Genomic DNA, 17,837 nt, shown 5'->3' with positions numbered 1-17,837 from the left:
TGCGGTATCCGCTGGATCAGTGGGCGCTGCTGTAGCGGCGAACGCCCGATTCAGCCTGTGGCAGCTGCGCCGCGGTGCTGCCGGAGGCCTGGAACAGCACCAGGTGTTCGGCGGCGACGCGGATTCCGACGTCAGCGCCTATCAGATGATCGGCATGGCTTGGGAAGATCGACTCGAGCTGGCTGCCGGTCGGCAGTTGTAGGCGGTACAGGGTCGACGCGCCCTGGAAACTCTTGCCGACGATCCGCGCCTTGAGGTCGCTGTCCGGTGCATAAACGATGTCGTCCGGGCGTAGCAGTACATCCACCGCGCCGCCGGGCGGCCAGGTGTAGGCACGGTTGCCGCGCAGTACGCCGAGTTCGGTTTGCACCGATTCCGGGCTGTCCAGCTGGCCGCGAATGAAATAGCCCTGGCCGATAAAGCTCGCCACGAACGGCGTCAACGGTTCGTGATAGAGGTTGTACGGCGTGTCCCATTGCTCCAGGCGGCCTTCCTTGAACACCCCGACGTGATCGCTGACGGCGAAGGCTTCTTCCTGGTCGTGGGTCACCAGAATCGCACTGGTGCCCCGCGCCTTGAGGATGTCGCGCACTTCGTGACTGAGCTTGCGCCGCAGTTCGCCATCGAGGTTGGAAAAGGGTTCGTCGAGCAGCAGCAACTGCGGCTCCGGCGCCAGGGCCCGGGCCAGTGCGACGCGCTGTTGCTGGCCGCCGGACAGCTCATGAGGGAAGCGCTTGCCGAGGTTCTTCAGGTTGACCAGTTCCAGCAGTTCCTCGACCACCCGGTTCTTCTGCGGGTGCTTGCGGATGCCGAAGGCAATGTTGTCCGCCACGCTCAGGTGCGGGAACAGGGCGTAGTCCTGGAACACCATGCCGATCCGCCGGCGCTCCGGCGCCAGGGTGAAGCCGGCGCGGGAGATGGTTTCGCCGGCCAGCTGGATTTCACCTTCGTGCACCGGCTCGAAACCGGCAATCGCGCGCAGGGTGGTGGTCTTGCCGCAGCCGGAGGAACCGAGCAGGCAACCGATATCGCCGGCGTTGAGGTGCAGGTTGAGGTTCTGCACGACCCGTTGGTCCTGGTAGCCGCAGGCGAGATTGCGCAGGTTAAGCAGTAATGGCTGGCTCATGCGTGGTGGTACGCCGGCTCGACCAGAAACTCGAGCAGGGCCTTTTGTGCGTGGAGACGGTTTTCTGCCTGGTCCCACGCCACGGAGCGTGGATCGTCCAGCAGGTCGAGGCTGATTTCTTCGCCGCGGTGGGCGGGCAGGCAGTGCATGAACAGCACGTCTTCGGCGGCCAGGTCGAGCAGCGCGCGATTGACCTGGAACGGCGCGAACAGCTTGAGGCGCAGGGCGGTTTCTTCTTCCTGGCCCATGGAGGTCCAGACATCGGTGCTCACCAGGTGGGCGCCGATCACCGCGTCTTGCGGATCGCGCACGATGCTCACCCGGTCGCCGGCGCGGGCGACGAATTCAGGGTTGGGGTCGTAGCCTTCAGGGCAGGCGATGCGCAGTTGGAAGTCGAACTGGATCGCCGCTTCTATATAGCTGTTGCACATGTTGTTGCCGTCGCCGATCCAGGCCACGGTTTTGCCCTGGATCGAGCCGCGGTGTTCGAGGAAGGTTTGCATGTCGGCCAGCAACTGGCACGGGTGCAGGTCGTCGGACAGGCCGTTGATCACCGGTACGCGGGAGTTGGCCGCGAACTCGGTCAGGGTGCTATGGGCAAAGGTACGGATCATCACCGCGTCGAGCATGCGCGACATGACGATGGCGCAGTCGCTGATCGGCTCGCCGCGACCCAGTTGGGTGTCGCGCGGGGACAGGAAGATTGCCTGGCCGCCGAGCTGGATCATGCCGGCTTCGAAGGACAGGCGGGTGCGGGTAGACGACTTCTCGAAAATCATCCCGAGAACGCGGTTTTTCAGGGGCTCGAAGAGTACGCCGCGGTTACGCAGGTCCTTCAGCTCGATGCCTCGACGAATCACGCTGACCAGCTCTTCGGGCGTGCAATCCATCAGGGAGAGAAAGTGCCTTGCGCTCATCATTAACTACCTTTTTGCAACAGACCGCAGATACTCAAAGCCTTGTTTTATCGAGAAACGGGCGAGACCTGCGGCGAAAGCCGCACGGGGCGACGAAATAGGGGAAGGCGCGATCTTATAATTAAATGTCGCGTCTTACCAATAGCAGGCTTGGTTTCTAAGGCTTTCACCACTTGCAGCGAGTGGCCTGGGCCAAAAAAGTGGGCCATTCGTGACGTTTTACAGCATGTTCAGATGGGCCCAGTCGGATGTGGAGTCAATCCACTTTGCATAGGTCCGCAGCAGCATTTGTACACTGCGCCTCGGCCGCTTTGCAACGCGCCTCGTGGCGCATGCCGCTATCAGGCATATGGCTGGCGCGGGCTGGGTTTTTCTCTGCCTGGCTCTTGGGCACTTCGAGCAGGGCGGGAAATGGAAAGGCTCGCGGCAGGGGATCTCGGCAGAAATATTTCCTCAGGCAAAGGGCTGGGGTTATAAATGCGCACCGGCAACAGGGAAGTGCTTGGAATGGACTCGAAAGAACAGCAACTGAAGACACTGTTGGGGTTGACGACGCGAACCCTGACCGACCTGACGGCATCGATCACCTCGATGTCCTTCGAGTTGCTACGCAGCGAGGACAGCACCACGCGTAACGCCGCGCGACAGATGATCGAGCGCATGCTGACCATCAGCAGCAATCTCGATGAGCATTGGCGGCTGCTTGCCGAATTCAGCGGGGTGCAGGGCGGTGAGGCGCCGATGGACGGCATGACGCCGATCGCCCGGCAGGACGATCCACCGAGGCTGCCCTCCAACTGAGTCATCGGCTGGCTTGATGCTTGCCGATTCACAGGATGAACGTCTCTGGTGCTGATGCCGGTCTGGCACCATAGTTTTGTTCCCGCGGCCTGACGCTGGCCGCCCCGAATAAAATAGAGACTGGCCATGACCAAGACTCTCCATCACCGTGCCTGCCACCTGTGTGAAGCCATCTGCGGCTTGACCATCGAAACCACCGAAGTCGACGGCGCCGGCCCGCAGATCACCTCGATCAAGGGCGATGCCCAGGACAGTTTCAGCCGCGGCCATATCTGCCCCAAGGCGGTGGCGCTGCAGGACATCCAGAACGACCCGGACCGGCTGCGCCAACCCATGCGCAGGGTCGGTGGCGATTGGCAGGCGATCGAGTGGGACGAGGCCTTCACGCTGGTGGCCGAGCGCCTGGCGGCGATCCAGGAGCGGCACGGCAACCATGCGGTGGCGGTCTATCAGGGCAATCCCAGCGTGCACAATTATGGGTTGATGACCCACAGCAACTATTTCCTCGGCCTGCTGAAAACCCAGAACCGCTTTTCCGCCACCTCGGTGGACCAGTTGCCGCAGCACCTGAGCAGCTACCTGATGTATGGCCATGGGTTGCTGCTGCCGATCCCGGATATCGATAACACCGATTTCATGCTGATCCTGGGCGGCAACCCGCTGGCGTCCAACGGCAGCATCATGACCGTGCCGGACGTGGAGAAGCGCCTGAAGGCGATCCAGGCGCGAGGCGGCAAAGTAGTAGTGGTCGACCCACGGCGCAGCGAGACGGCGGTCATGGCCGACCAGCATGTGTTTGTCCGTCCCGGGGGGGATGTGGCGCTGCTGTTCGGCATGCTGCATACGATTTTCGCGCAGGGGCTGACGCGTGACAGCCATCTGCTGGTGGACGGCCTGACCGAGGTGCGTGAGGCCATTTCCCGTTTCAGTGCCGAAGCCATGAGTCCTTTGTGTTCGGTGCCGGCGCAGCAGATCCGCCAGTTGGCGCGCGACTTCGCCGCAGCGGACAGGGCGGTGTGTTATGGCCGGATGGGTGTGTCCACCCAGTCGTTCGGTACCCTCTGCCATTGGCTGGTGCAACTGCTCAACCTGGTGACCGGTAACCTCGACCGGGTCGGCGGCGCTCTGTGCACCGAGCCGGCGGTGGATCTGGTGGCAGCGACTTCGGGCGGGCACTTCAATGCCTGGCAAAGCCGGGTTTCCGGACGCCCTGAATATGGCGGCGAACTGCCGGTCTCGGCCCTGGCCGAAGAAATGTTGACCGCAGGCGAAGGGCAGGTACGGGCGCTGATCACGGTGGCCGGTAATCCGGTGCTCTCCACTCCCAATGGACGGCAGTTGGAGCAGGCGCTGGAGGGCCTGGAGTTCATGCTCAGTATCGACCTGTACATCAACGAAACCACCCGTTATGCGGACCTGATCCTGCCATCGACCTCGGCCCTGGAGAACGATCACTACGACACCACGTTCAATATGTTCGCGGTGCGCAATGTCAGCCGCTTCAACCGGGCGATCCTGCCCAAGCCGGAAGGCGCGCTGCATGACTGGGAAATCTTCGTCGGCCTGGCCAGGGCCTTCGCCGCGCGGACCGGCAAGGAGCTCAAGCCGACCGTGCCGCCGGCACAGATGATCGACAGGGGGCTACGAGCGGGGCGGTATGGCGAGGCGTCCGGGTTCAATCTGTCGGTGGCGACGCTGGCCGACCACCCCCACGGGATCGACCTGGGGCCACTCAAGCCCAACCTGGCAGCGCGCCTGAAAACCGAGAACCGTCGGGTACAGGCCGCTCCCGCGGCGATCATGGCGGACCTCGAGCGCTTTGCCGCGTTGCAGGCTCCGGCAGCCGATGAGCTGGTGATGATCGGCCGGCGCCATGTACGCAGTAATAATTCGTGGATGCACAACTACCATCGGTTGGTGAAGGGCAAGCCACGGCACCAGTTGCTGATGAATCCCGATGATCTGGCCCGGCGAGGGCTGACTGACGGACAGCGCGTGCGGGTCAGTTCGCGGGTCGGGGCGATCGAGGTGGAAGTCCTTGCCAGCAGCGAGATGATGCCCGGGGTGGTCAGCCTGCCCCATGGCTGGGGGCATGGTCGGCCGGGGGTGCAGATGAGCATCGCCATGGCCCAACCCGGGTCGAGTGCCAATGACCTGACCGACGAGCGTCAGCTGGACGAGTTATCGGGCAATGCGGCGCTCAATGGTGTGCCGGTGACGGTGGAGGCGGCCTGAGGAGTCTGTCGGAGAGGCCGAGCATGGCGCTCGGCTTTCCGTTACAATGCGCCACCGTGTCGACAACAGAGTCGGAAAGTTCAGCCGAGGTGCTCCATGGATATCATCGAAACTATTAAAGAGCAGATTGCCAACAACACCATTCTGCTTTACATGAAAGGCTCGCCGAATGCCCCGCAGTGTGGCTTTTCCGCGAAAGCCGCTCAGGCCGTGATGGGATGTGGTGAGAAGTTCGCTTACGTGGACATCCTGCAGAACCCGGAAATCCGCGCCAACCTGCCTAAATACGCCAACTGGCCTACTTTCCCGCAACTGTGGGTAGCCGGCGAACTGGTCGGGGGCAGCGACATCATGGCTGAGATGTTCGCCAATGGTGAGTTGCAGACCCTGATCAAGGCCGCCGCTGAAAAAGCCGCTGCCAAGACCGAAGCCTGATTTGCCCCCTACAGGAGCGACAAGTTCGCTCCTGTAGGGTTGTGTGGATTTATCCACGCAATTAAAAAGCCCCGCCCTCGTGAAGAGAGGCGGGGCTTTTTTATGGGGTGAAGCTTTTGCTTGGGAGGAATTACTCGTCGCCCATCTGCGATTGCAGGTAGTTCTCCAGGCCGACTTTATCGATCAGGCCCAGTTGGGTTTCCAGCCAGTCGATATGTTCTTCTTCCGATTCCAGGATGTCTTCCAGCAGCTCGCGGCTACCGAAGTCGCCGACCGATTCGCAATGGGCGATGGCGGCTTTCAGGTCGGCATGGCCGGTGCGCTCGATGCGCAGGTCGCACTCGAGCATTTCCTTGGTGTGTTCGCCGATGTGCAGCTTGCCCAGGTCCTGGACGTTCGGCAGGCCTTCGAGGAAGAGGATGCGCTTGATCAGCTTGTCCGCATGCTTCATCTCGTCGATGGACTCGTGGTATTCGTGCTTGCCCAGCTTGTTCAGGCCCCAGTCTTCATACATGCGTGCGTGCAGGAAGTACTGATTGATCGCGACCAGTTCATTGGCAAGGATCTTGTTGAGATGCTGGATGACTGTGACGTCGCCTTTCATGATGGGGTCCTGCCCTGTAATTAGCGGTATATAAGGCAGAGTCTGAGCCGCACGATGATTAGTGTCAAACCTAAGTTATTGAATAATATATGAAAATTAATCGGAATAAGAATGTTTGTGTTCCGCGTTTTGACGCTAAGCGATTGAATTACAGACATAAAAAAGCCGGACACGAAGTCCGGCTCTTTTAAATGGCGTTAATTACGCAACATTAAATTCTACTGGGTAAGGAATCGCTGGCTGGCTGCTTTGCAGTTCGGTCAGGGTTTCACGTACCACCTGCTTGGCGAGGCAGGCACATTTGCCACATTGACTGGCCACGCCGGTCGCTTGGCGTACTTCACGATAGCTGCAGCAACCGTCGTAGATTGCATCGCGGATTTGTCCGTCGGTGACGCCAGTGCAGAGGCAGACATACATAGGGTGAGAACCGTCGCTGGTTATGGCTCAATGCGATGGATCTTAATGTTAACGAGAATGATTGTCAAAGTGGTTTCCTGGGGCTTTTTGCCAGATGCGTATCTGGCAGACGAACGGTTTTTTCTAGCACGGGTGACGAGCTGTCCAGCAGGGCGACTTTTTTGCGGCCTGAATCCGGGAGATGGAAAAACCACTAAGGACAGCTCAAAAACGCGGTGTATGATGTGCGGTCCTTACGAAGCGGGATCGAGTCACAGGGCTGTCGCTTGGCGGCGGCAAACTGGGCTGGGTCTCATTCTTCATTCGATCACACCAGGAGATATCCAATGAGCGTACTCGTAGGCAAACAAGCCCCTGACTTCACCGTTCCCGCCGTTCTCGGCAATGGCGAAATCGTCGACAGCTTCACCCTGTCCTCGGCCATCAAAGGCAAATACGGCCTGGTGTTCTTCTACCCGCTGGACTTCACCTTCGTCTGCCCGTCCGAGCTGATCGCCCTGGACCACCGCATGGCTGACTTCAAGGCACGCAACGTTGAAGTGATCGCGGTTTCGATCGACTCGCACTTCACCCACAACGCCTGGCGCAACACCCCGATCAATGCCGGTGGCATCGGTCAGGTCCAGTACATCATGGCTGCTGACATGAAGCACGACATCGCCAAGGCCTACGACGTTGAGTCCGAAGGCGGCGTGGCTTTCCGTGGCGCGTTCCTGATCGACGACAAAGGTGTCGTTCGTTCGCAGATCGTCAACGACCTGCCGCTGGGCCGTAACATGGAAGAGCTGATCCGTCTGGTCGACGCTCTGCAGTTCCACGAAGAGCACGGCGAAGTCTGCCCGGCCAACTGGAAGAAAGGCGACAAGGGTATGACTGCTTCGCCAGAAGGCGTTGCTGCTTACCTGAGCGAGAACGCCGGCAAGCTGTAAGCCACGCTTCACGCATAAAAAAACCGGCCCCAGGGCCGGTTTTTTTATGCGCGGTCGTTCAGCGGCAGTATCAGTCGTTGAAATCTTGCCAGCCGCCCATTTCCTTCCAGCGATTGACGATGCCGCAGAACAGGTCGGCAGTCTTCTCGGTGTCGTAGCGGGCGGAATGCGCCTCACGGCCATCGAAGTCGATATCGGCAGCCTGGCACGCCTTGGCCAGCACGGTTTGGCCATAAGCCAGGCCGGCAAGCGTCGCGGTGTCGAAGCTGGAGAACGGATGAAACGGGTTGCGTTTCATGTCCAGGCGCGCGACAGCCGCGTTGAGGAAGCCCAGGTCGAAGCTGCTGTTGTGCCCGACCAGGATCGCGCGCTTGCAGCCATTGGCCTTCAGCGCCTTGCGCACGCTGCGGAAAATATCGTTCAGCGCGGTTTCTTCACTGACGGCCATGCGCAGAGGATGGTCGAGCTTGATCCCGGTGAACTCCAGCGCCGCGGCTTCGATGTTGGCGCCTTCGAAAGGCTCTACCCGGAAAAACAGGGTGTGTTCGGGGAACACGAAGCCCTTTTCGTCCATGCCGATGATGGTCGCGGCAATTTCCAGCAAGGCGTCGGTGGCCGAGTTGAAACCACCGGTTTCAACGTCGACGACTACCGGCAGGTAACCACGAAAGCGTGCCGCCATTGGATGACGCGAGCCACCACCGTTATGACCGTCCTGCTCGTCGTCGAAATGGTCTTCACTCACGCGTGTTCCTCCAGCAGGCGCCAGCGCAGTTTTTCACCGGCGCGCAGCGGGATGACGGTCAGCTCGCCGAAAGGCAGGCTGGCAGGGGCGGTCCATTCTTCACGAACCAGGGTGATGCGATCGGTGTTGGCCGGCAGGCCATAGAAGCGTGGGCCGTTGAGGCTGGCAAAGGTTTCCAGCTTGTCCAGCGCGTTGCGCTGTTCGAAGGCTTCGGCGTACAACTCGATCGCGGCATAGGCGGTGTAGCAGCCGGCACAGCCGCAGGCCGCTTCTTTGGCATGCTGGGCGTGGGGCGCGGAGTCAGTGCCGAGGAAGAACTTCTGGCTGCCGCTGGCGGCGGCGTCGAGCAGCGCTTCCTGGTGCACGTTGCGCTTGAGAATCGGCAGGCAATAGAAGTGCGGGCGAATGCCGCCAACCAGCATGTGGTTGCGGTTGTACAGCAGGTGATGGGCGGTGATGGTCGCGCCAACGTTGGCCGAGGCCTCGTTGACGAACTGCACGGCGTCACGGGTGGTGATGTGTTCGAACACCACTTTGAGCGTCGGGAAGCGCTCGACGACACGGCGCATGTGCTCGTCGATGAACAGCTTCTCGCGGTCGAACACGTCGACTTCACCGCGGGTGACTTCACCGTGGATCAGCAGCGGCAGGCCGGCTTCGGCCATGGCCTCCAGCGCCGGGAAGATCTTGTCGATGCTGGTGACGCCCGAGTCCGAATTGGTGGTCGCACCGGCCGGGTAGAGCTTGGCGGCATGGACGAAACCACTGGCCTTGGCCGCGCGAACTTCTTCGGGCTGGGTGCGATCGGTAAGGTAGAGCACCATCAGCGGCTCGAAGCGGCTGCCGGCCGGCCGCGCAGCGAGAATGCGCTGGCGATAGGCGTCGGCTTCAGCGGCGTTGCGCACCGGAGGTACCAGGTTAGGCATGATGATGGCGCGGCCAAAGGTGCGCGCGACATCCGCGACAGTATTGGTCAACACGGCACCATCGCGAAGATGAATATGCCAGTCGTCGGGACGCAGCAGGGTCAGGCGGTCGGACATTGGGGATTCCAGGCGGGTCAAACTCCAGTGAATGCTACCGGAAAAGACTCTTCCAGGCACTCGCTATCAAGTTTTGCGTGAAGCTTCCGATATCCCGAAGGTATGCCGTAAACAGGCATTTCGATTTTCGTGATGTACAAGTCAGTGGAGCCTCCCGTGCGCCAGCGTTATCTAGCCTTGCTCAGTGTGTTCGCCAGTCTTCCCGCGATGGCGCTGACTTTCCAGACTCGCCTGGAGAGCATTGAGTGGACGGTCGAAGGCGATAAATTCGAGTGCCGTCTGAGCCAGCCGATCACCGATTTCGGTTCCGGGGAGTTCGTGCGTCGCGCCGGCGAGCAGGCGACCTTCCGCCTCAAGGCCTACAACCCGATGCTCGCTGGCGGTTCGGCCACTCTGCTGGCGGCGGCGGCGCCGTGGCAGCCGGGACGGGGCGACATCAACCTGGGTTCGGTACGGCTCGGCAGCGGCGATGTGCTGTTCAACAGCTCGCAACTGCAGGCCGGGCGACTGATCGGTGGATTGATGGATGGGCGCAGCCCGGTGGTTCGCCACTACTCCCGCGAGGGTGGGGTGTCCGAGGTGCGCTTGTTGCCAGTCAAGTTCAGCAAGGCGTATGGCGACTACCAACGCTGTGTCGCCAAGTTGCTGCCGAAGAATTTCGATCAGGTCAGGCAATCCGAGGTCGGCTTCCCCGGGGGCGGCATCGACCTGGACGCCAAAGCCAAGGCCAGGCTGCAGGTGATGCTCGAGTTTCTCAAGGCCGATCCGACGGTCAATCACATCCAGCTCGATGGCCACTCGGACAATAGCGGTAACCGCTTGACCAACCGTGACCTGTCGCGGCGCCGGGCGCTGGCGGTGATGGAGTTCTTCAAGGCCAATGGCATTCCCGAGTCGCAGATCGAGATGCGTTTCCACGGTGAGCGCTACCCGTTGGCGCCCAACACCAATGCGGCGAACCGCACGAAGAATCGTCGAGTCAACGTACAACTGCAACGTGTCCCGGTCGCAGAGAAACCGGCACCCCAGGCTGCTGCTCCCGCCAACGCCGCGGCGACTTCCTGAAACGGCTGTCGTCGCCCGCTCGACATAATCTGTCGCTTCGTCGTCATAAGCTGTCGCGCCTCTGTAAATTATCCGCGTTGATCGGTAGACTTGACGGCTTTCCGTAGAACCCCGTGGAGTGATGGCATGGCGGACGTAAACAAGGTCGTTCTGGCGTATTCCGGCGGCCTGGACACTTCGGTGATCCTCAAGTGGCTGCAGGATACTTATAACTGTGAAGTGGTGACGTTCACCGCTGACCTGGGTCAGGGCGAAGAGGTCGAACCTGCACGTGCCAAGGCGCAAGCCATGGGCGTGAAAGAGATCTACATCGACGATCTGCGCGAAGAGTTCGTCCGCGATTTCGTTTTCCCGATGTTCCGCGCCAACACCGTTTACGAAGGTGAGTACCTGCTGGGTACCTCCATCGCTCGTCCGTTGATCGCCAAGCGCCTGATCGAGATCGCCAACGAAACCGGTGCCGACGCCATTTCCCACGGCGCTACCGGCAAGGGCAACGACCAGGTTCGTTTCGAACTGGGCGCCTACGCCTTGAAACCAGGGGTGAAAGTGATTGCTCCTTGGCGTGAGTGGGACCTGCTGTCCCGCGAGAAGCTGATGGACTATGCCGAGAAGCATGCGATCCCGATCGAGCGTCACGGCAAGAAGAAATCCCCGTACTCGATGGATGCCAACCTGCTGCACATCTCCTATGAAGGCGGCGTGCTGGAAGACACCTGGACCGAGCATGAAGAAGACATGTGGCGCTGGACCGTCTCCCCGGAGAAGGCTCCCAACACCCCGACCTACATCGAGCTGACCTATCGCAACGGCGACATCGTGGCGATCGACGGCCTCGAGATGACCCCGGCCACCGTGCTGGCGACCCTGAACCGCATCGGCGGTGAAAACGGCATCGGTCGTCTGGACATCGTGGAAAACCGCTATGTCGGCATGAAGTCCCGCGGCTGCTACGAAACCCCTGGCGGCACCATCATGCTGCGCGCTCACCGGGCGATCGAATCGATCACCCTGGATCGTGAAGTCGCTCACCTGAAAGACGAGCTGATGCCCAAGTACGCCAGCCTGATCTACACCGGCTACTGGTGGAGCCCTGAGCGTCTGATGCTGCAACAGATGATCGACGCCTCCCAGGCCCACGTGAACGGCGTGGTTCGCCTGAAGTTGTACAAGGGCAATGTGATCGTCACCGGTCGCAAGTCCGATGAGTCGCTGTTCGATGCCAACATTGCGACCTTCGAAGAAGACGGCGGCGCCTACAACCAGGCGGATGCGGCTGGCTTCATCAAGCTCAATGCCCTGCGCATGCGTATTGCGGCCAACAAGGGTCGGACTCTGTTCTGATGCCTTGAGTCGTTTTAAAAGAGCCCCGCCATGAGCGGGGCTTTTTTATGCCTGATGTTTTAATCGATCAAGCGGGTGTCTGGAGACCATAACTAAAAGTTTCCACTGGCCATTGTTTCAATGGGACCTCGACTATCTTTCAGTCTGTTCTTTTCAATACGAAGTGTAGGAAAGTCAGGAGTGGTTATATATAGGGGGCGACGTTCAATTTTTCCTTGTAGGGCAAATCCGTATTGTTTGTAAGGAACTTCTCGGGGCGATGCTGGCCCAGGGCATGGCCATGCCACGGGCCAAATGACTGGGTTATGGTGTTTGCTTGAAAAACCAATAGCGGACTCTGGACTTACCCATGAAGAAAGTTTTGATCGTAGATGATCATCCCGTCACTCGTCTGGCTGTGCGCATGCTGATGGAGCGGCACGGCTTTGAAGTAGTTGCCGAGGCGGACAATGGCATGGATGCCCTGAAACTGTCTTATGAACATGTTCCAGACATCCTTATTCTTGATATTGGTATTCCCAAACTCGATGGCCTGGAAGTTATCGCCAGACTTTCGTCAAAAGCCATGTCGACCAAAGTGCTGGTATTGAGCCTGCAAGTACCTGGGCCTTTCTCCATGCGCTGCATGCAGGCTGGTGCGGCGGGTTATGTGTGCAAGCAGCAGGACATCACTGAATTGATCAGTGCCGTCAGGGCAGTCCTGGCCGGCTACAGTTATTTTCCCAACGAAGCCTTGCATACCCTGCGCTCGAGCCTGGGCATCGCCAGCGAGGAGGGGATGTTGTCCAGCCTGTCGGGTCGAGAGTTGATGGTCCTGAAGCAACTCGCCGGTGGGCAGACCAACAAGGAGATTGCCGAGGGCCTGTGCTTGAGCAGTAAAACGGTGAGCACCTACAAAAGGCGGCTGTTGGGGAAACTCAACGCCCGCTCGCTGGTGGACCTGATCGAGTTTGCCAAGCGCCATCAGCTGGTATGAAGGTTGAGGCGCTACAACAAGGCACGGAAGGAAAAAAACAGCGGCTTTTGCGAGCGTTCATTGCGTTGCGGGCCGGCCGGTCTGTCGGCGATGTTGGATCCCTCAGCCGCGCATGGCCTGGTTTGAAAAGAAGTGACTTGGAATGTTGGCTGGTGTAACAAAAAAGCCTCCGTCAAAGGAGGCTTTTTGTTACTAAAGATCAAAGTCGTAATCGGCCAGTTGCTTTTGCAAGCGCCGCTCTTCCAGAAGGTTGTCGATGGTCCGACGTTTGCTCAAGTTGGTCTTGGCCACCTCTACCACAGGCTCTGCATCTTCTGTTTCAACAGGGGTGAAGTCGTCTTCTACGTCCAGTTGTTCTTTGCCAGTACTCATAAGGTTAACTCCAGGCTAAGACTGCCATTGGCGCTCCTTATATCGATATTCTCGGGACTGGTAAAAAAGATTTTTTCAATCGACCTATCATCAAAATCAATAGTTGCTCAATCGTCAGAGGTCTTGTGCTTGTATTCGCACAGGTCCTCGATCCGGCAGCTTCCACAGCGCGGCTTGCGGGCCAGGCACACATAGCGGCCATGGAGGATCAGCCAGTGATGGGAGTCGAGGAGATACTCCTTGGGCACGAATTTCATCAGTTTCTTTTCGACCTCCACGACATTCTTCCCAGGGGCCAGCCCTGTGCGGTTGCTGACCCGGAAGATGTGCGTATCGACGGCCATGGTCAGTTGGCGGAAAGCCGTATTGAGTACCACGTTGGCGGTCTTCCTGCCGACGCCTGGCAGGGCTTCGAGCTCTTCCCGGGTCTGCGGGACTTCGCTGTTGTGCCGTTCCACCAGCAGACGGCAGGTCTCGATCACGTTTTTAGCCTTGCTGTTGTACAGGCCGATGGTCTTGATGTACTCGGACAGGCCTTCGACGCCCAGGGCATAGATGGCGGCCGGCGTATTGGCCACGGGGAAGAGCTTGGCCGTCGCCTTGTTGACCCCGACATCGGTGGACTGGGCCGAGAGAATCACGGCAATCAGCAGCTCGAAGGGCGACGAATAGGCCAGCTCGGTTTTCGGTTCCGGATTGTCTTCGTGCAGCCTGCGGAAAATTTCCAGGCGTTTTGCGGCATTCATGGGTGAGTCATTTCCTTGAAGGCGGTCGATGTGAAGTCGAAGAAGCGGCCCAGGCTTGCCTGGCGGCCAGCAACAGCCCCAGCAGGATAAAACCGCCAGGTGCGAGTGTAAGCAGGTGCAAGCCGCCCCGGGCGGTCAGAACCCAGCCTGGCCAGTCGACGTCGTTCATTCCCAGCAGCCATTGCAGATGATTGCCGATCGAGCCACTGCCGAAGGCTTCGCGCAATGCACCCAGGATAATCAGCAGCAGGCAGAACTGGCCGGCGAAACGCAAGCGCACGGGGCGCAGGAAAAAATCCTGGTATTCCAGCACTACGCATTGCACGGCAATTAAGCCCAGGTAGAGGGCCAACTGTTGTTGCAGCTCGAACGCCCAGGCCTGCGCGGCCAGCATGGCACAACTGGTGAGCGTGGCGCTGAGCAGGATACTGGCGCCCAGGCGGCCCTGGCCAGCCAGGCGTGGGCGCAGGGCATTCATGCACAGGCCGAATACCGCGCTCACACAGAGAAATACCAGGGCCAGCCCCAGGGCCTTGACCAGTGAGTCGCTGGCGCCGATCAGCGGCGCGAGCATCAGGGCGTTCTGCAGGGTCGAGGATTTATTCATGGGCGGGACTTCCCAGCAGTTGTTCGCGGTGCTCGTCGAAGTAACGCAGGCTGTCGTGAATCCCCTCGACCACCGCCCGTGAGGTGATGGTGGCCCCGGCCATCTGGTCGAATTGGCCATTGTCTTTTTTCAGCGCCCAGCCGGCGTCGCCCGGATCACCCAGTGACTTGCCGATAAAACCCTGCAGCCAGGTATTCGGGCGCTCGGCGATGCGCGCGCCCAGCCCGGGCGTTTCCGAATGCCGCAGAGCTTTGCTGCCCAGCAGTTTGCCGTTGGCGGCGACGCCGATCAGCAGCTCGATCGGGCCGCCATAACCGCTGACCTGGCTGCGCAGCAGCACAGCGCTGGGTTGGCCGTTGCGCGTGGCGCGATAACCGGCGAGCAGGGTGCTGTGGCTGAGCTGGATGTTATCGATGGCCAGCGGCTGATCCAGCGGCTGATTGTCGTAGCTGTCGACGGGCAGGAGATCCAGCAGGTTGCGTGCCTGGATGGCGCGCTGTTCGCGCTCGATGCGGGGAGCCGTCGTCTGCTGGACGAAGAAAGTGCCAGTGGCGCCGACAGCCGCCAGCAGTGCCAACACTCCCAGACTCGTTGCGCGGTTCATGGCAGGGAAGGCTCGGGAGGCGGAGTAGCCAGGCGCTCCAGGGCGGGGACGGCGAGGTTCATCAGCAGTACGGCGAAGGCGACACCGTCCGGGTAACCGCCCCAGGTGCGGATCAGGTAAGTCAGCAGGCCGACCCCGACCCCGAACAGCAGGCGTGCCTTTGCGTTCCTCGGGCCGGAGACCGGCTCGGTGACGATAAAAAAGGCGCCAAGCATGGTCGCGCCGCTCAGCAGATGGAAAAACGGCGAGCCGTGGGAGTCCGACCCGGAACCGTTCCAGCACAGCAGGCTGATGACGAACAGGCTGCCGAGCATGCCGGCCGGGGCGTGCCAGCTGAACACCCGTTGCTGCAGCAAAAAGGCGCCGCCGGCGAGAAAGGCCAGGTTGACCCATTCCACGCCCTTGCCGCCGAAATGGCCGAAGGCGGCATTGCCGGCGAACAGTTCATCGATGGTCAGGCTCTTGTTGATGCGCAGGCTGTCGAGTGCCGTGGCCTGGGCCCAGGCATCGGGCGCCGTGCTGTCGAGGGCTATGCCGAAGATCTGCTGCAGGCCGCCCAGCAGGTCCAGGCCATGGGAGGCCGGCCAATGAGTCATCTGCTGGGGGAAAGAGACCAGCACCAGGGCATAACCGAGCATCGCCGGGTTGAACGGATTCTTGCCGACGCCACCATACAGGTGCTTGCCGAACAGCAAGGCACAAGCGGCCGCGCTGACTGTCAGCCACCACGGGCAATACGGCGGCAAGGCCAGGGCCAGCAAGGTGGCGCTGACCAGGGCACTGCCATCGCCAAGGAAAGGACGCAATGGCCACTGGCGCAATCGCAGCACCGCGGCTTCGACGGCAAGGGCGGTGGCACAGGCCAGCAGCAGGTTGATCAGAATCCCCCAGCCAAACAGCCAGAACAGCGCCAGCAGCCCCGGCAGGGTCGCCAGAAGCACACGCTGCATGGCTTGTCGCAGGCGTTCGTCCGGTTGCTCAAGGGGCGTCATGGGCTTGTACCTGGCGCTCGGCTTCGGCCAGTCGCTCGCGGGCCTTGGCCAACAGTGGCGGCGGGGTGTCGCTGTGACGCTCCAGCTTGCTGACTTCTGCCCGTGCGTAAGCCAGTTCGGTTTTCAGTTGCCGCAGGCGGGCGTCGATCGGGCGTTTTTCGACCCGTACCAGATTGGGCGCCGGTTGCCCGCTTGCTTCTTCGGTCGTGTGCAAGGCCTGTTCTGCGTCTTTCAGTGCCTGCTGCAGACTGGCCAGTTGCTCGGCAGGCGCCTGGTTGGCCTGGGCCTTTTTCAGTTCCGCGCGGCGCATCGCCAGCTGGATTTTTGCGCGCTTGAGCTCGGCGTCTTTGGCCGGGGGCGCCGAGGCCACGGTTTCGACCGTGGTTTCGGCCGCGCTTTCGAGCTGGGCAAGAGCCTGTTCGGCGGCCATGAACTGGCGCTGCAGGACGATCAGTTGCGACTGTTGCTCGAAGGTCGGCGGATGGCCGAAGGCTTTCAGCGATTTGTTCAACTGGGCCCGGCTCATCGCCAGATCGATCTTGGCTTTTTTCACCGCCGCATCGGCGGCGGCCGCCTTTTGCGCGCGCACCCGCTCGATGGCCGCCTGCACCGGGTCCAGGCTGGTTTCACTGGGCTGCGCCGCACGTTGCGCGCGGGCGGCACGTTCAGCCTGCTTGTGCTGTTCTTCGCGTTGCAGCCGGGCATTGCGGCGCTCGAAGCGCTGGCGCGCGTGATCGCGTTTGGCGGTCCGGGCGCGCAGTTCTTCGAGACCGGTGGCCAGGCCGCCGACGATCGGCAATACGTCATTCAGCGGCAGCGGATGCATCTCGATACAGTCCACCGGGCACGGCGCCACGCAGAGATCGCAGCCGGTGCATTCGTCGATCAGCACCGTGTGCATCTGCTTGGCCGCGCCGACTATGGCATCCACCGGGCAGGCCTGGATGCACTTGGTGCAGCCGATGCATTCGGCTTCGCGGATAAAGGCCACCTGGGCCGGCGCCGGGCCGCGACTGATGTCCAGTTCCATGACCGGGATATTCAGCAGCCTGGCCAGGCCGGCAATGGTTTCGTCGCCGCCGGGCGGGCACTTGTTGATCGCCTCGCCGTTGGCGATGCCTTCGGCGTAGGGCTTGCATCCGGGGTGGCCGCACTTGCCGCATTGGGTCTGCGGCAGCAGGGCGTCGATGCGTTGAATCAGACTCATGGGTTGAGCAGTCCGTTGAAACCGAGAAATGCCACCGCCATCAGGCCGGCGCTGATCAGGTCGATCGGCAGGCCGCGAAAGGGCAGGGGCACATCGTTGTTGAGAATGCGCTGGCGCAGGTCGTTGAACAGGCTCAACACCAGCCAGAAACCGAGGCCCGCACCCAGGCCCAAGGCGAGGCCATGACCGAGCCCGCGATTGGACTGGACCGCCAGTAGCAACGCGCCGAGTACACCGGCATTGCCCAGCAGCAGCGGCCAGAGGCCGTCGAATGGCAGCCCGGGTAACATCCGGGTCAGCAGCTTGAGCAGCGGTGCGATCAGCAGCACGCCCAGCGGCAGGAACACGAACAGTTGCAGCGAGGCCAGGCCCAGCGGCACCAGCAGCGCCTGATAAAGCCCGTAGCCCAGCAGGCTGCAGAGCAGCATCAGGCAACTGGTGGCGATCCCCAGGGCATGGATCCGCCGCCGCGCAACCTGCGGCTCGGCACTGGCCTGCAACAGCGGATCGACGCCCAGCGGCCACTGCAACACGAAGTTGTTGATCAGGGCAGCGCTGATGAGCGTGAGGACAATCTCGGTCATGTTCGTGGCCGGTGAGGGCGGGCGGATACCTGAAGACTAGGCAATTATCCGGCAAGGGCGCAGGCCCATCCAGATATGAAAATCC

General features: G+C 60.9%; 20 protein-coding genes. 7 read left to right on the top strand and 13 right to left on the bottom strand.

Going from position 1 to position 17,837, the window contains the following annotated elements; genetic code table 11:
* Positions 1–16: 16 nt before the first annotated feature.
* Together PMI20_RS26990 and argF are read right to left on the bottom strand one after the other, a co-directional pair.
* Positions 17–1,126, bottom strand: a complete 1,110-nt coding sequence (locus tag PMI20_RS26990) for an ABC transporter ATP-binding protein (RefSeq protein WP_007922418.1) — start codon at positions 1,124–1,126, stop codon at positions 17–19.
* The gene (argF, locus tag PMI20_RS26985) at positions 1,123–2,043 is read right to left on the bottom strand and encodes an ornithine carbamoyltransferase (RefSeq protein WP_009045370.1); all 921 of its coding nucleotides are present in this window, start codon (positions 2,041–2,043) and stop codon (positions 1,123–1,125) included. Before argF ends, PMI20_RS26990 begins: the two co-directional genes overlap by 4 nt.
* Before the next feature lie 507 nt (positions 2,044–2,550).
* On the opposite strand from argF, the gene plzR reads away from it, so the two are divergent.
* The 3 genes from plzR to grxD all read left to right on the top strand — a co-directional run bounded on the left by plzR (position 2,551) and on the right by grxD (position 5,514).
* Positions 2,551–2,844: a PlzR type 4 pili assembly inhibitor gene (plzR, locus tag PMI20_RS26980; protein WP_007922422.1), complete on the top strand. Its 294-nt coding sequence runs from the start codon at positions 2,551–2,553 to the stop codon at positions 2,842–2,844.
* Positions 2,845–2,970: 126 nt separating this feature from the next.
* Positions 2,971–5,079 (top strand): molybdopterin oxidoreductase family protein, encoded by a 2,109-nt coding sequence (locus PMI20_RS26975; protein ID WP_007922424.1) that lies wholly within the window; start codon positions 2,971–2,973, stop codon positions 5,077–5,079.
* Between the two features lie 96 nt (positions 5,080–5,175).
* Positions 5,176–5,514 (top strand): Grx4 family monothiol glutaredoxin, encoded by a 339-nt coding sequence (gene grxD / locus PMI20_RS26970; protein WP_007922425.1) that lies wholly within the window; start codon positions 5,176–5,178, stop codon positions 5,512–5,514.
* Positions 5,515–5,644: 130 nt separating this feature from the next.
* Here grxD and bfr read toward each other — a convergent pair whose 3' ends face one another.
* Positions 5,645–6,118 carry a bacterioferritin gene (gene bfr, locus PMI20_RS26965; RefSeq protein ID WP_007922427.1) on the bottom strand — a complete coding sequence of 158 codons (474 nt, stop codon included), beginning with the start codon at positions 6,116–6,118 and terminating at the stop codon, positions 5,645–5,647.
* A 201-nt stretch (positions 6,119–6,319) separates the two neighbouring features.
* Positions 6,320–6,538 carry a bacterioferritin-associated ferredoxin gene (locus tag PMI20_RS26960; protein WP_007922430.1) on the bottom strand — a complete coding sequence of 73 codons (219 nt, stop codon included), beginning with the start codon at positions 6,536–6,538 and terminating at the stop codon, positions 6,320–6,322.
* A gap of 326 nt (positions 6,539–6,864) precedes the next feature.
* Here PMI20_RS26960 and PMI20_RS26955 point away from each other — a divergent pair, with 326 nt between their 5' ends.
* Positions 6,865–7,467 (top strand): peroxiredoxin, encoded by a 603-nt coding sequence (locus tag PMI20_RS26955; protein ID WP_007922432.1) that lies wholly within the window; start codon positions 6,865–6,867, stop codon positions 7,465–7,467.
* 70 nt (positions 7,468–7,537) lie between these two features.
* On the opposite strand, the gene rnt is transcribed toward PMI20_RS26955, so the two are convergent.
* Together rnt and pyrC are read right to left on the bottom strand one after the other, a co-directional pair.
* Complete coding sequence (gene rnt, locus PMI20_RS26950; RefSeq protein WP_007922434.1) at positions 7,538–8,212, bottom strand: ribonuclease T; 675 nt, start codon at positions 8,210–8,212, stop codon at positions 7,538–7,540.
* Positions 8,209–9,255, bottom strand: a complete 1,047-nt coding sequence (pyrC, locus tag PMI20_RS26945) for a dihydroorotase (RefSeq protein WP_007922436.1) — start codon at positions 9,253–9,255, stop codon at positions 8,209–8,211. Before pyrC ends, rnt begins: the two co-directional genes overlap by 4 nt.
* Positions 9,256–9,411: 156 nt before the next feature.
* Between pyrC and PMI20_RS26940 the strand changes: the two genes are divergently transcribed.
* The 3 genes from PMI20_RS26940 to PMI20_RS26930 all read left to right on the top strand — a co-directional run bounded on the left by PMI20_RS26940 (position 9,412) and on the right by PMI20_RS26930 (position 12,640).
* Complete coding sequence (locus PMI20_RS26940; RefSeq protein WP_007922437.1) at positions 9,412–10,320, top strand: flagellar protein MotY; 909 nt, start codon at positions 9,412–9,414, stop codon at positions 10,318–10,320.
* 126 nt (positions 10,321–10,446) lie between these two features.
* Positions 10,447–11,664: an argininosuccinate synthase gene (locus tag PMI20_RS26935; protein ID WP_007922439.1), complete on the top strand. Its 1,218-nt coding sequence runs from the start codon at positions 10,447–10,449 to the stop codon at positions 11,662–11,664.
* A gap of 349 nt (positions 11,665–12,013) precedes the next feature.
* A complete protein-coding gene (locus tag PMI20_RS26930; protein WP_007922442.1) occupies positions 12,014–12,640 on the top strand; it encodes a response regulator transcription factor in 627 nt (208 codons plus the stop codon).
* Positions 12,641–12,832: 192 nt separating this feature from the next.
* Here PMI20_RS26930 and PMI20_RS26925 read toward each other — a convergent pair whose 3' ends face one another.
* From PMI20_RS26925 to PMI20_RS26895, 7 genes are all read right to left on the bottom strand, one after another.
* The gene (locus PMI20_RS26925; protein ID WP_007922443.1) at positions 12,833–13,012 is read right to left on the bottom strand and encodes a PA3496 family putative envelope integrity protein; all 180 of its coding nucleotides are present in this window, start codon (positions 13,010–13,012) and stop codon (positions 12,833–12,835) included.
* 107 nt (positions 13,013–13,119) lie between these two features.
* Positions 13,120–13,758: an endonuclease III gene (gene nth / locus PMI20_RS26920; RefSeq protein ID WP_007922445.1), complete on the bottom strand. Its 639-nt coding sequence runs from the start codon at positions 13,756–13,758 to the stop codon at positions 13,120–13,122.
* A gap of 7 nt (positions 13,759–13,765) precedes the next feature.
* Entirely contained in the window at positions 13,766–14,365 is a 600-nt protein-coding gene (locus PMI20_RS26915; RefSeq protein ID WP_007922446.1) for an Rnf-Nqr domain containing protein, read from the bottom strand.
* On the bottom strand, positions 14,358–14,969 hold the full coding sequence (locus tag PMI20_RS26910; RefSeq protein WP_007922447.1) for an RnfABCDGE type electron transport complex subunit G: 612 nt from the start codon (positions 14,967–14,969) through the stop codon (positions 14,358–14,360). Before PMI20_RS26910 ends, PMI20_RS26915 begins: the two co-directional genes overlap by 8 nt.
* Positions 14,966–15,961: an RnfABCDGE type electron transport complex subunit D gene (locus PMI20_RS26905; RefSeq protein WP_007922448.1), complete on the bottom strand. Its 996-nt coding sequence runs from the start codon at positions 15,959–15,961 to the stop codon at positions 14,966–14,968. The genes PMI20_RS26910 and PMI20_RS26905 overlap by 4 nt, the downstream gene beginning before the upstream one ends.
* The gene (gene rsxB / locus PMI20_RS26900; RefSeq protein WP_284170338.1) at positions 15,948–17,168 is read right to left on the bottom strand and encodes an electron transport complex subunit RsxB; all 1,221 of its coding nucleotides are present in this window, start codon (positions 17,166–17,168) and stop codon (positions 15,948–15,950) included. Before rsxB ends, PMI20_RS26905 begins: the two co-directional genes overlap by 14 nt.
* Positions 17,165–17,752, bottom strand: coding sequence for an Rnf-Nqr domain containing protein (locus tag PMI20_RS26895; RefSeq protein ID WP_007932688.1), 588 nt, complete (start codon positions 17,750–17,752; stop codon positions 17,165–17,167). The genes rsxB and PMI20_RS26895 overlap by 4 nt, the downstream gene beginning before the upstream one ends.
* Positions 17,753–17,837: the final 85 nt, after the last annotated feature.

Origin of the sequence: Pseudomonas sp. GM17 (assembly GCF_000282175.2) — a bacterium.
Taxonomy (GTDB): domain Bacteria; phylum Pseudomonadota; class Gammaproteobacteria; order Pseudomonadales; family Pseudomonadaceae; genus Aquipseudomonas; species Aquipseudomonas chlororaphis.
The sequence above is the reverse complement of the archived record's forward strand: the minus strand, read 5'-3'. Positions and strand labels throughout refer to the sequence as shown.